The following is a 12,201-nucleotide window of genomic DNA, read 5'->3' as shown; positions in this document are numbered from 1 at the left end:
CTCTCGTTCAGTCCGGAACGCCGGGCGGCACCGAGTTCAGGAGCGCACCGGCCTCCACCCGCATCTGTTGGCCCGTCACGAATCTGGCGGCGTCGGAGGCCAGATAGAGGACTGCTTCGGTGACGTCCTCCGGTGCGAGCAGATCGACCGGCATCGCGTGCAGCGCCGCGAACACGTCCTTGACGTCGTCATATGCCGGCTTGTCCAGGTCCGGTCGGAACAGGCGGTAGATCTCGTCGTGGTGGACCATCGCGGTGTCGACGTTTCCGGGATGAATCGCGTTGACGCGGATGCCCTTCGGCGCCAGATGACGCGCCAGGTCGTTGACGAGCCGAGCGACCGCGCGTTTGGAATGACCGTAACCACCTGCGCCCGGCCCCGCCTGCGCGGACTCGAACGACGGCATGAACGCGGCCATCGATCCGATGCAGATGATGGACGCCCCCGACTCGAGGTACGGCAACGACAACTCGAGCGTGTTGATGATGCCGCCGAGATTGACCGCGACGGTGTTCATCCACGTCACAGAGGGGCTCTGGGGCCCGAGCGGGCTGATCCCGGCGTTGGCGACGACGATGTCGAGTCGTCCGAACTCCGCCACCGCCTCGTCGATCGCGGCCTGCAGGGCGTCGCGGCTGCGCACGTCGGCGATCTTGGCGATGACCCGCCGGTCCGTGGCGTCGACCATCTTGGCGGTCTGCTGCAGATCGTCCGGCGTGCTCATCGCGTAGTTGACCGTGGTGATCTGGTCGCAGATGTCGACGGCGATGATGTCAGCACCCTGCTCGGCCATTCGCACGGCGTGGCTCCGCCCTTGACCTCGCGCCGCACCGGTGATCAGTGCCACCTTGCCGTCGAGTCTGGTGCTCACTCGGTTCTCCTCGATGTCGGGCCGTTCGCGGTCCGGGCGGCAGGCCCGGCGCGCCGTCCACGCATCCTAAACCGGAACCATCGTCCATGTGGCCGAATGGATTTCCGGGCCCGCACGCGGCCCCGTGGCTCGCCGGAGATCCGCACGACGCGGACCGGACGCATCCCTGGACACCAGTCCACCGACTGGGTAGTGTCGCACCAACGGTCGGACGTGAGCGCCATCACACTCGCTGCCATTTCCGCCGGCCGGTCGAAAGGATGCCCGCGTGCCCGAGATCGCCGAGATCCCCATCTGCGTCGAGGATCTGACTCCCACATGGTTGACGGAACTGCTGGCGAGCAACGGCCACCCGACGATCATCGAATCCATCACCGCAGAACCGGTGGGCACCGGACAGATGGCCGGCTCGTACCGGTTGACATTGAATCACGCTGGCGAGTCGGACATCCCGGAAACAATCGTCGCCAAGCTGGCAACCGGGGACGCCGCACAACGGGAGCTCGGCTCGGGTGTGTTCCGTAACGAGGTGCGCTTCTACCGGGATCTCGCTGCGGGTTTCACCGTGCCGACGCCCACCTGCTTCGCCACGACGATCTCCGACGCGGGAACCGAGTTCGTGCTGCTCCTCGAGGACATGGGCAGCGCCGTCCAGGGCGACCAGATCTCCGGATGTTCGGCCGCACAGGCCGAGTCGGTCGCCGTCGCGGCCGCGGGCCTGCATGCACCCCGATGGAACGACCCCACGCTCTTGGCGGAGATCCCGCTGCCCACCGCCTCCGATCGCGAGGTGATGGAGTCGATACTCGGCCCCATGGCCGAGCTGTATCGCGATCGGTTCGCGCCCGACGGTCTGTCGTCGTCGGCCATCGACTGGCTGGTCCGCGAGGCCGGCGACTGGCTCGTCGCACCATTGACGAACACCGCCCTCATCCACGGTGATCTGCGCGTCGACAACATTCTCTTCGGGCCGGTGGGCGAGGTCACGGTCATCGACTGGCAGACCATCACCACCGGCAACCCACTCCGGGACATCGCCTTCCTGCTGAGCACCAGCCTGACGACCGAGGACCGTCGCCGACACGAACGCGGCATCGTGGCGTCGTATCATCGCGCGCTGGTCACCGCGGGTGTCGAGAACTACACGCTCGACGAATGTTGGGACGACTATGTCGGCAACCTGATCCAGGCACCGCTCATCATCGTCTTCGGTTCCGCCGCTGCGCAACCCACCGAGCGTGGCACGGCGATGTTCGACGCCATGCTGTCCCGCAGCGCCGCCGCCATCGACGATCTCATCCCCGGCGGTCTCTGACCCGTGCCGTCACTCGTCATCGGCGGCAACGGATTCCTCGGCTCCCGCCTCGTGCGCCGACTGATCGACTCCGGCGACGACGTCCGCGTTCTGACCCGCTCGACGAGTGACCTCCGATCGCTCACCGGGCTCGACGTCGAGCACGTCACCGGCGATCTGTTCGACGATGCTTCCCTCGAGCGAGCCATGCGCGGTTGCGAGGTGGTGTTCCACTGCGCTGTCGACACCCGCGCATGGTTGCGCGATGCCACTCCGCTCTACCGCACGAACGTCGATGCGCTGCGGTCGGTGCTGGACGTCGCCGCCCGGCAGTCGTTGCGCAGGTTCGTGTTCACCAGCAGTATCGCCACCATCGGTCGGGTTCGGGGTCGCCCGGCGACCGAAGCCGATCGGTTCAACTGGTCGCGACAGGCACCCGATTACGTCAAGAGCCGCGTGGCGGCCGAGAACCTGGTGCTGCAGCGGGCCCGGGACGGCGCGGTGCCCGCGGTCGCCATGTGCGTGGCCAACACCTACGGCCCTGGCGACTGGCAGCCCACACCACACGGAGCATTCGTCGCCGGTGCGGCACTAGGCAAGCTGCCGTTCAGCATTCGCGGGTGCCGCGCCGAGTCCGTCGGCATCGACGACGCGGCGTCGGCGCTCCACCTCGCGGCCGATCATGGCGAGGTGGGCGAACGCTACATCGTCTCCGAGCGCTCGATCGACACCGGCGAGGTCGTGTCGATCGCGGCGGCAACGGCAGATCGCCCGCCCCCACGACTGGTGCTGAACAGGGCCGCGCTCTATGCCTGCGGCGCGGCGGGTTCCGCGCGGGCCGCCCTGACCGGACGTCCCGTACAGCTGACGATCCCGTCGGTTCGTCTGATGCACGTCATGTCCGAGATGGATCACGGCAAGGCCGAGCGTGACCTCGGTTGGCGCCCGCGCCCGGTGACTGAGGCCATCGCCGACGGTGCCCGCTTCTGGCTCGAGCGCCGCTCGGGGCGAAAGGGCAGTGCCTTCTGAACCGAAGGAAGCGTACCCCTCTCCTCCTATCCGAAAGAACCGCCCCCTCTGCTCCCTGAGGTGTGAGGAGCGATAGCCGCCGGGCCGAGCAAGCGACGAAGGAGCGCGTCGAGGTCGACGAGCCTCGAAGGGCCTGGTGACCCGGGTTGTTGAGCCCTTCGTGGCTCGCTTCGCTCGCACCTCAGGGAGCAGGGGATGGCTCGCTTCGCTCGCACCTCAGGGAGCAGGGGATGGCTCGCTTCGCTCGCACCTCAGGGAGCAGGGTGTGTGGTTCTATCGGCTTGGGGAGCAGTGTTCTGTATCCCTCGGATCACCGCTCAGCAGGCCCCGCCAGGATGCCGGCGAGTTCGTCCAGGCTGTAGGGCGAGGTGTCCTTGTGGTCGCGGTAGGCGACGAAGCCCGCCTGCTGCGACTCGAACCGGCCGATGAAACCTCCCGCAGCGCTGAAGATCTCACCGGTCACGTGCTCGGCCGCGTCGCTGGACAGGAACACGTACAGCGGTGCGACGTACTCGGGTGGGGCGGGATCGAGTGCCGCGTCACGCGTGAGATCGTCGAGTATCCCGCGCCGGTGGAGTCCTTCGATGTGGGCGACGTAGTCGTCACCCGAGGACAATCGCGACTTCGCGCCCGGCATCACCACATTGACGCGTACCCGGTGATCCCGGAGGTCGGCGGCTGCGGCGAGGGCGAGCGCGTTGACGCCACCCTTGGCGGCCGGATAACCACTGCCACCGAACATTCCGAGCGACGCGGCCGAACCCGTGAGCACGACCGACCCCGACCCCTGCTCGACGAACACCCTTCCCGCGGCCTGTAGGAGGTGGAAGGCGCTCATCAGATGCGCGTCGACCTGGGCGCGGAACTCCTCCGCGGAGATCGTCAGGACCGTCGACCCGGGTGGTTCGGCGATGCCGGCACAGTTGATGGCGATGTCGAGGGCGCCGAATTCCGTCAGTGCGGTCTCGACCATCGTCTGGGCCACCCCGTCATCGCCCGCGGAGCCGGGCACGCCCACGGCGTAGCCTCCGCCCCCGCGGATCTCGGCCACCGTGTCGGCGACGGCCTGCGAATCCCGGCCGTTGACGACGACCGAGACCCCCTGGCCCGACAGCGCGTACGAGACGGCGAGACCGATACCCCGGGTCGCCCCCGCGACCACGGCGACCCGACCCCCGAGTCCCGCACCACCGGGTGACCAGCCGTCGCCGGAGATCACGCCGAGCTGCCCACCGGCGTGATCGGGATCGACCGCCCGCGGTCGACGAATTCGAAACTCGCACCCCCGCTGAAGCGCGCGACGGCCACCTCGCCGTACTCCTTCTGCGGACTGTCCGCCTTGGTGATCCGGACGACGAGATCGCCGTCGGCTTCGATCGCATCCGCGACGACGAGGTACGGATCGACAGCGGTGGCGGCAGCCTGCAGTGGCTCGATGTGGTCGACATCGAGGATGGATGTCCAGCCGCCGTCGGTCATCGCCTCGGAATCCCGGGGGATGCGGACGACGACCGTGTCCTCGTCGGCCTCGGCGGTCAGCCCGGTGTACTGGGCCGGGCCGAAACACGGGTGCAGGGCGAGCACCTGCGCGAGACCGGCGGCGTCGGTGGACACGCCGAGCGCGACCCGAATCCGGTCGGCGGCGAGTCCGGCGATGCCGGTCAACTGCTTACGGAAGATCTCGATGGCCTGCGCGTCGCTCTCGGCGTACCGACGCACGCTGACCAGAAAGCCCAGCGACAGCAGCTGGTGTTGCAGCGCAACCTCTTCGGCGACCCGCACCAGAGCCGACGTCGACCACTCGGCGAACTGCAGGTCCTCGACGAGCGGACCGCGGTAGTCGACCCAGCCGTCGGACGCGGTGGTGTCGATGGCCGACAGGACGAGTTGCCCCGCCCGGGTCTCGAACATGTCCACCGAATCCGGTGGCAGCGGCAACTCGTCACGATCCGGTTCGATCGTGACCGTCCACTCGCAGTGCGGCGTGCGATCGACCGGACGTCGCGGCGGCCGGTGGACCGGACGGATCCGCGCGCGCCGATTGGTGGCGATGGCCGTCGCGTCGAAGGTGGGGTCCTCGATGTCGTGACACATGGTGGTCACGTAGTCGTCACCGAGCGGTTCGACGTCGAGCAGGGCGCCGCAGTGATCGAGCACGAAGGAACCGTGGTACTCGTCGTCGATCCGGTAGCGGAAGTCCATGAACTGCGGCGGCGCACCGATGTCGAGCTGCAGACACTTGAACATGTCCTCGACGCCGTCGCCGTCGATCCCCAGGGCGCTACGCATCCGGTGCGTGTAGACCGGGCTGGCCGCCATCCACTCCTCGATGGCGACCTTGCCCATCACGTCCCGGCCGAAAGCACTGATGAGGTGCGCCATCCCGCTGCGGTCGATCATCTGGCCCGACAACAACAGTTCCGGTACGAGCACGGCGAGCTGATCCTGACTCAGACCTTGATAGGTCGGGGCTGTGGAAGTCATGTCAGCTCACCAGAACGCGACGGGGGCCTTGCCGAAGTCGTACCACCCCGGCAGGTTTCCGGGCGCCGACTTCTCCACTCGCTTCAGCATCGGCTCGCTCATCGCGTTGTTCTTCATCATCTCGATGAACAGCGCGGAAACGTTCCCGTAGTCGAAGAAGTCACGCTGCCAGCGGAACTGGAAGTTGCCGCCGTACTTGAACCAGCTGCCCTGGATGCCCTCGAGCGCGTAATGGCTGCCGTCCTCGCGGGTACCCTCGTAGATCTGCTTCCACAGTCCGATCATGTCGCCGGTCCGGTCATCGATGACCCATGCCTGATAGGGATACTCCCACCCCTGCAGACCTTCCATCTCCTGGCCGAGGGCGAGCTCGCGGATCTCCTCGCGACCCACGGCCATGAAGTCCTTGTTGGGGCCGTAGTTCCACCCGTAGGTGGCGTCCTCGGTGTAGAAGTCGGCCAGGGGCTTCCAGTCCCCCGCCTTCTCGGCCTCGATGTTGGCGGCGAGCCACCGTTCTTTCATCTCGTCGAGTTCGGCACGGTCAAAAGACATGTGTTCCACCTTCATTCGGTCGTTCAGGTCGTGCGTGGGATGCGATCGGGAATTCAGCCCTCGATGATCCGCAGGGCTTGGGTCGGGCAGTAGTGCACGCCGGCCTCGACCTCGGCGCGCTGGGATTCGTCAGGGGTCGCGTCGAGGATCTCCACATGGTCGGTGTGCGCGGCGAAGACCTCGGGCGCCTCGAGCTCACACATCCCATGCCCCTGGCAGAGGTCCAGGTCCACCTCGACGCGCATCACGCGTCCTGACGCTTGCGATAGGCGACGCGACAGGGCTGCTGCAATTGGACGACCATCTTGGAATGGTCGTTGCGGTAGCTCTCCGGGGGCTGGAGCATCTCGAACTCGTAGTTCTGGAAGAGCACCGAGAAGATCGCCTTCAGCTGCATGATCGCGAATTGCGCACCGACGCAACGATGACGACCGGCGCCGAAGGGGATCCAGGTCCACCGATTGACCAGATCCTCTTGCCGCGGCTTGTCGTAACGGTCGGGGTCGAAGGCGTCCGCCTCGGGGAAGTCCTCGGGCAGCCGGTTGGAGATCGCCGGTGACACGGCGATCGACTGCCCGGCCTTCACCTCGAAGTCCTCGACGTGGAAGTCGTTCTGCACCACGCGCATGAGGATGATGAGCGGCGGGTGCAGCCGCAGCGCTTCTTTGAGCGCGTTCTCGAGCTGCGGCATCTGACGGGTGTGCGCGAAAGTGTATTCCGGGCGCTCACCGGCCGGGGTCTCGCCGTAGATCTCGTCGAGCTCCTCGTACACCCGTCGCATGTAGTCGGGATTGCGCAACAGTTCGATGAGGGTCCACGCGGCGGTGCCCGACGTCGTGTGGTGGCCCGCGAACATCATCGAGATGAACATGCCGGTGATGGTGTTGGCATCGAAGCCGACCTGGACGAGGACGTCCATCAGGTCCCGGTCTTCCTTGTTCTCGGTCGGGTTCGCGATCCGCTCGTCCATCACGCCCTGGATGAACTCGACCAGTTCGGCCCGGGCCTCGTCGCGCTTGCGGAAGCTCTCGATGTCGGCCTTGTAGTCCACATACGCGATCGGGTCGGTGCCCTTCTCGAGGTCGTGGAACAGGTGGGCGATGTGCCCGCTGAGCCGCTCCCGGAACTTCCGACCGATGAGGCACGACGACGAGGTGTACAGCGTCAGTTCGGAGAAGAAGTCGAGCAGGTCGATCTCCCCCTCGTCGCCCCACTCGGCGATGATCCGCTCGACCTCGTTGGGGATGGTCACCGCGTGCTGCTTCATGTGCGCGCCCTTGAGCGCCGAGTTGTGGATCGCCTTCGACCGCTCCTCGGGGCTCGTGTCGAACACGACGCCCTCACCGAACACCGGTGTCATGAACGGGTAGGCGGCCGCCTGGTCCAGATCCTCTTCGGGCGCGCGGAAGAACTCCTCACTCGCCGCCGATCCCGAGACCAGCACCACCTCGCGGTCGGCGAGCTGGAACATGCCGACGTCACCGCATTCCTCGCGGACGCGCCAGAACAGCGAGATCGGGTCGGTGGCGAGTTCGTCGAGATGTCCGTGTTCGCCCTCGCCACCCGAGACGCGATTCGGTTGTTTCAGGCCTGATTCGGTGATGGCGGTCATCCATCCGTCCCCTTCTCCTGTACTGCCTGTCGTTTCTTGTCGCTGACTGCGCCTTCGGCCTCCACCTCGACCGACCGCATGTGCGCCCCACGCGGCATGGTCACCATCGCCGCGACGGCCTGCGCGATGTGTTCGGGCGAGAGGAAATTGCCGTGGCGGGCCAGACCATGTGTGATCCAGTCGTTGAGCATGTTCTCGGTGGTCGTCGGATCCAGATTCATCCCCATGCCGGTGAGGGTCTGTCCGGGACGGACGACCCCGGCCCGCACACCGGTCCCCTCGAGTTCGAGCTGGATGGTCGCGACGAGTCCGTCGATGCCGGACTTCGCCGCGACGTAGGCCGACGACCACGGCCGGGGGTGGATGGCGACGTCGGACCCGATGAACACGAAATCGCCTCGCGCACGGTCGATCATGCCGCCGATCACCGCGCGGTAGATCCGGTAGGCGCCGGTGAGATGGATGTTGATCTGATCCGCGAAGTGGTCGGTGCCGGTCTCGTAGGAGAGACCGACCGCGAGGTCACCGGCGCCCGCGACCACGATCTCCAGCGGCCCCAGGGCGGCCTCGGCCTTCGCCACGCAGTCGAGCACCGACTGCTCGTCGGTGACGTCGAGCGGCACTGCCACGGCCTCACCTCCGGCGGCGGTGATCGTGTCGGCCAGTTCCTGCAACTTCGCCACCCGGCGGGCGGCGAGGGCGACGGGATGGCCGGCCGCGGAGAGGAATTCGGCGGTGGCTGCGCCGATGCCCGACGACGCGCCCGCGACCAGGACCGGTCGCCGCTCGGGATGGGGTCGAAAAGCCATCAGCGCACCGTCACCTTCACCGGGAGCTCGGCGAAGCCGCGCACGTTCACCGAGTGGACCCGCACCGCCTTGTCGGCATCGATGTCCACCGCCCGGATCGATTTCACGACCTCGGTCAGGCCGATGTTCGCCTCCAGTCGCGCGAGGTGCGCACCGAGGCAGAAGTGCGCGCCCAGACCGAAGCTCATCAGGGCCTGGCTGCAGTCGCGGCCGATCTCGTACCGGTCGGCGTCGGCGCCGAACACCTCGACGTCGCGGTTCGCCGAACCGACGAGCAGGAGCACGCGGTCGCCCGCCGGGATGACGAAGTCGCCGTAGGGGGCATCTTCGATCACCCGCCGCACGACGATCTGCGTCGAGTTGTCGTAGCGCAGCGTCTCCTCGGTCCAGTCCGGGACGACGACTTCCGGGTCGGCGAAGACCTTGGCGAGCTCGTCGGGATTGCGCCAGCCCCAATACAGGGCATTGGCAAGCAGTTTGGTGGTGGTCTCGTTGCCCGCCACCACCATCAGGACCATGAACCCGACGATCTCGTCCTCGGTGAGCTTCGTCTTCTCACCGGTCTCGTCGTCGTCGATCTCGGCCGCGATGAGGGCCGAGACCAGATCCTCGCCGGGGTTCTTGCGGCGGTCGGCGATGAGCTCCGAATAGTACTTGTGCAGTTCGATGTACGCGTACACCGCCGCCTCGGGGAGGTCGAGGTCGCCGTCCTCTCGATGCAGCAGTAGGTCGGACTGGTGGCGCAACCGGGTGCGATCGGCTTCGGGCACACCCAGCAGTTCGGACACGACGTCCATCGGGAGCAGGGCGGCGAAGTCGTGCACGAAGTCGAATTCGCCCTTGTCCAGGCACTTGCTCCAGTGCTGGTGCGTGAGAGCGGTGATCCGGCCGGTCAGTTCGTTGACGCGGCGGGGCGTGAAGCCCTTCGAGACCAGTTTGCGGATCCGCATGTGCTTCGGGTCGTCCATGGCGAGGAACGACATCGACTTGTGCGCGTCGGGACCGTACGCCGAGGGGTCCATCGACACGCCCCAGCTGTTCGAGAGTCGTTGGGTGTCACGAAATCCGGCCCGGACGTCGGCGTGTCCGGCGAGCGCCCAGAAGTTCATCCCGCCGTGGTAGTAGACCGGCGCCTCCGCGCGGAGACGGGAATAGGTCGGATAGGGGTCCTCGTGGAAACCATAGGCATACGGGTCGAAGGGGAGCTCGCGCTCCATCCCCGGCACCGTCGTCGTTTCGGTCATCACTTCTCCATCAGTAGATGTGCGGCTGCGACAAGACGTTCGGAGGTCTGCTCGTAGGTCATGTGCCCCATGCCGGCGTAGACCAGCCCGCCGGAGTAGATCATCTCCAGTGCGTCGAGCAGCGGGCCCGGGTTCTCGGGGTCCTCTTCGAGAGCGGCGGCGAGACGACGCCGGATGAATGCGCCGATCCGCACGCGCAGGTGTTCGACGTCAGGGTCGCTGCCCAGCAGGGCCACGGTCACCGCACCACCGAGCTGGCCCTCGCCGGCCACGACCAGCGCGACCTCGCGGAGCACCTGTGCGACCCGCTCGCTCCGCGGCGCACCGGGATCCGGTTCGAGCACCCCGGCTGAGAGACGACGCCAGAACACCTCGGCGACGAGGTGACTCTTCGACGAGAAGTACGTGTACGCGGTGGCCGGCGCGACCCCGGCGATCTTGGCCACCGACCGCACGGTGAGACCGTCGAAACCCTCGGCGTTCAGCACGTCGACCGCAGCATCGGTGAGGCGTGTGACCGTCTCCGCCTGCTGCTGGGTCAGCCGGCGACGAGTGGATTCCTGAGACACGGGGCTGGACATGTGAGCCACGCTACACTAGCTTTGAACGCGAGTCCAGACACCTGTCCAGATGGAGTTCCAGCTCATGCCTCTTCGCCCCGTATCCGCGTCGGATCTGTTGATCGACGGCAAGCTCACCCCCGGGAGCGGCGGCGTCTTCGACGTCGTCAATCCCGCGACCGAGGAGGTCATCGGGCAGGCGGCCGACGCCACCGCGGCCGACATGGATGCCGCCATCGCGGCCGCGCGTACCGCTTTCGACACCACCGACTGGTCGCGCGATCACGCCTTCCGCGCTCGCTGTCTGCGTCAGTTGCGCGACGCACTGCTCGCCCACGGCGACGAACTCCGCGACCTCACGATCGCCGAGGTGGGGTGCCCGTCGTTCCTCACCCACGGCCCGCAGTTCGAGGGACCGGTGACGGATCTCGGCTACTTCGCCGACCTCGCCGAGAGCTACGAGTGGACCAGCGACCTCGGCACCGCGAAGCCGATGGGGCTGAAAAACCACCGCGAACTGCGCTCGGAGGCCGTAGGGGTCGTCGGCGCGATCACGCCGTGGAACTTCCCGCACCAGATCAACTTCGCCAAGATCGGACCCGCGCTCGCCGCCGGGTGCACGGTGGTGCTCAAGCCCGCACCCGACACCCCGTGGTGCGCAGCGCTCGTCGGCAAGGTGGTCGCCGAAGAGACAGACTTCCCGCCGGGCGTCCTCAACATCGTCACCTCGACCGACCACCAGCTCGGCGCCCAGCTCAGCACCGACCCCCGCGTCGACCTGGTCTCGTTCACCGGCTCGACCGCCACGGGCAAGAAGGTGATGGCAGCCGCCGCCGAGTCACTGAAAAAGGTGTTTCTCGAGCTCGGCGGCAAGTCGGCCTTCATCGTCCTCGACGACACCGACATCGGATCCGCCTGCGCCATGGCCGCGTTCAACGTCGTCACCCATGCCGGCCAGGGGTGCGCGATCACGACGCGTCTCGTGGTGCCGCGCACCGCACTCGACGAGGCGATCACCGCGACCCGCGACGCGATGGCAGGGCTGCCCGCCGGGGACCCGACCGACGGCGGCACCATCTGCGGACCGGTCATCTCCGCCCGGCAGCGTCAGCGCATCGAGTCCTACATCGAACTCGCAACCAGCGAAGGGGGCACCATCGAGATCGGGGGTGGCCGCCCCGCCGACAAACCCGCCGGATTCTATGTCGAGCCGACCCTGATCTCGGGACTGGACAACTCGGCGCGCGTCGCGCAGGAGGAGATCTTCGGGCCGGTGCTGGTCATCATCCCCCACGACGGCGACGACGACGCCATCCGCATCGCCAACGACTCGCCGTACGGCCTGTCCGGCATGGTCTACGGGACCGATGAGGAGCGGGTCAACAAGGTGGTCAACGGAGTACGCACCGGGACGATGGGCGTCAACGGCGGCATCTGGTATTCCGCCGACGTCCCGTTCGGCGGTTTCAAACAGTCCGGAATCGGCCGCGAGATGGGCGTCGCCGGTTTCGCGGAGTACCTGGAGACCAAGGCCGTCGCCCGCCCCGCATGACCCATCGAGGCTCGTCGACCTCGACGCGCTCCTTCGTCGCTTGCTCGGCCCGGCGGCTATCGCTCCTCGCACCTCAGGGAGCACAGGACCCACAACCCCGCTCCTCGCACCTCAGGGAGCTAATTCTACCGCTCCCTGAGGTGCGAGCGCAGCGAGCCACGAAGGGCCAGCCATCAACCACACAGAAAGCAGGA

The 12,201-nt window shown here is 67.0% G+C and carries 12 protein-coding genes; 3 read left to right on the top strand and 9 right to left on the bottom strand.

Annotation, left to right across the window (positions count from 1 at the left end):
- Positions 1–7 precede the first annotated feature (7 nt).
- Positions 8–871 (bottom strand): mycofactocin-coupled SDR family oxidoreductase, encoded by an 864-nt coding sequence (locus tag AB4Z55_RS08220; protein ID WP_004020612.1) that lies wholly within the window; start codon positions 869–871, stop codon positions 8–10.
- Positions 872–1,139: 268 nt separating this feature from the next.
- Between AB4Z55_RS08220 and AB4Z55_RS08215 the strand changes: the two genes are divergently transcribed.
- Together AB4Z55_RS08215 and AB4Z55_RS08210 are read left to right on the top strand one after the other, a co-directional pair.
- The gene (locus AB4Z55_RS08215; RefSeq protein WP_248643417.1) at positions 1,140–2,186 is read left to right on the top strand and encodes a phosphotransferase family protein; all 1,047 of its coding nucleotides are present in this window, start codon (positions 1,140–1,142) and stop codon (positions 2,184–2,186) included.
- Positions 2,187–2,189: 3 nt separating this feature from the next.
- A complete protein-coding gene (locus AB4Z55_RS08210; RefSeq protein WP_369519520.1) occupies positions 2,190–3,194 on the top strand; it encodes an NAD-dependent epimerase/dehydratase family protein in 1,005 nt (334 codons plus the stop codon).
- A 310-nt stretch (positions 3,195–3,504) separates the two neighbouring features.
- Here AB4Z55_RS08210 and AB4Z55_RS08205 read toward each other — a convergent pair whose 3' ends face one another.
- Genes AB4Z55_RS08205 through AB4Z55_RS08170 form a run of 8 tightly spaced genes read right to left on the bottom strand, consistent with a single transcriptional unit; the run spans position 3,505 to position 10,476 of the window.
- Positions 3,505–4,413, bottom strand: coding sequence for an SDR family NAD(P)-dependent oxidoreductase (locus AB4Z55_RS08205; protein WP_369519519.1), 909 nt, complete (start codon positions 4,411–4,413; stop codon positions 3,505–3,507).
- Positions 4,410–5,678, bottom strand: coding sequence for a hypothetical protein (locus AB4Z55_RS08200; RefSeq protein ID WP_354563388.1), 1,269 nt, complete (start codon positions 5,676–5,678; stop codon positions 4,410–4,412). The genes AB4Z55_RS08205 and AB4Z55_RS08200 overlap by 4 nt, the downstream gene beginning before the upstream one ends.
- A 6-nt stretch (positions 5,679–5,684) precedes the next feature.
- Positions 5,685–6,230, bottom strand: coding sequence for a hypothetical protein (locus AB4Z55_RS08195; protein WP_033206330.1), 546 nt, complete (start codon positions 6,228–6,230; stop codon positions 5,685–5,687).
- Between the two features lie 53 nt (positions 6,231–6,283).
- Positions 6,284–6,475 (bottom strand): ferredoxin, encoded by a 192-nt coding sequence (locus AB4Z55_RS08190; protein WP_004022803.1) that lies wholly within the window; start codon positions 6,473–6,475, stop codon positions 6,284–6,286.
- A complete protein-coding gene (locus AB4Z55_RS08185; RefSeq protein WP_248643420.1) occupies positions 6,475–7,842 on the bottom strand; it encodes a cytochrome P450 in 1,368 nt (455 codons plus the stop codon). The genes AB4Z55_RS08190 and AB4Z55_RS08185 overlap by 1 nt, the downstream gene beginning before the upstream one ends.
- A complete protein-coding gene (locus tag AB4Z55_RS08180) occupies positions 7,839–8,651 on the bottom strand; it encodes an SDR family oxidoreductase (protein ID WP_239399704.1) in 813 nt (270 codons plus the stop codon). Before AB4Z55_RS08180 ends, AB4Z55_RS08185 begins: the two co-directional genes overlap by 4 nt.
- Complete coding sequence (locus tag AB4Z55_RS08175; protein WP_248643422.1) at positions 8,651–9,895, bottom strand: cytochrome P450; 1,245 nt, start codon at positions 9,893–9,895, stop codon at positions 8,651–8,653. The genes AB4Z55_RS08180 and AB4Z55_RS08175 overlap by 1 nt, the downstream gene beginning before the upstream one ends.
- The gene (locus tag AB4Z55_RS08170) at positions 9,895–10,476 is read right to left on the bottom strand and encodes a TetR/AcrR family transcriptional regulator (RefSeq protein WP_033206302.1); all 582 of its coding nucleotides are present in this window, start codon (positions 10,474–10,476) and stop codon (positions 9,895–9,897) included. Before AB4Z55_RS08170 ends, AB4Z55_RS08175 begins: the two co-directional genes overlap by 1 nt.
- A 64-nt stretch (positions 10,477–10,540) precedes the next feature.
- Between AB4Z55_RS08170 and AB4Z55_RS08165 the strand changes: the two genes are divergently transcribed.
- A complete protein-coding gene (locus AB4Z55_RS08165; protein ID WP_354563391.1) occupies positions 10,541–12,007 on the top strand; it encodes an aldehyde dehydrogenase in 1,467 nt (488 codons plus the stop codon).
- Positions 12,008–12,201 lie beyond the last annotated feature (194 nt).

The organism is Gordonia sp. ABKF26, assembly GCF_041103195.1.
GTDB lineage: Bacteria > Actinomycetota > Actinomycetes > Mycobacteriales > Mycobacteriaceae > Gordonia > Gordonia terrae.
This window is presented reverse-complemented; position numbering and strand designations above follow the sequence as displayed.

What these genes read in the sequence shown, in the direction of transcription:
- AB4Z55_RS08185 (WP_248643420.1), bottom strand. Translation starts at nt 7,842, where the DNA reads ATGACCGCCATCACCGAATCAGGCCTGAAACAACCGAATCGCGTCTCG.
- AB4Z55_RS08190 (WP_004022803.1), bottom strand. Translation starts at nt 6,475, where the DNA reads ATGCGCGTCGAGGTGGACCTGGACCTCTGCCAGGGGCATGGGATGTGT.
- AB4Z55_RS08195 (WP_033206330.1), bottom strand. Translation starts at nt 6,230, where the DNA reads ATGTCTTTTGACCGTGCCGAACTCGACGAGATGAAAGAACGGTGGCTC.
- AB4Z55_RS08180 (WP_239399704.1), bottom strand. Translation starts at nt 8,651, where the DNA reads ATGGCTTTTCGACCCCATCCCGAGCGGCGACCGGTCCTGGTCGCGGGC.
- AB4Z55_RS08200 (WP_354563388.1), bottom strand. Translation starts at nt 5,678, where the DNA reads ATGACTTCCACAGCCCCGACCTATCAAGGTCTGAGTCAGGATCAGCTC.
- AB4Z55_RS08175 (WP_248643422.1), bottom strand. Translation starts at nt 9,895, where the DNA reads ATGACCGAAACGACGACGGTGCCGGGGATGGAGCGCGAGCTCCCCTTC.
- AB4Z55_RS08165 (WP_354563391.1), top strand. Translation starts at nt 10,541, where the DNA reads ATGCCTCTTCGCCCCGTATCCGCGTCGGATCTGTTGATCGACGGCAAG.
- AB4Z55_RS08170 (WP_033206302.1), bottom strand. Translation starts at nt 10,476, where the DNA reads ATGTCCAGCCCCGTGTCTCAGGAATCCACTCGTCGCCGGCTGACCCAG.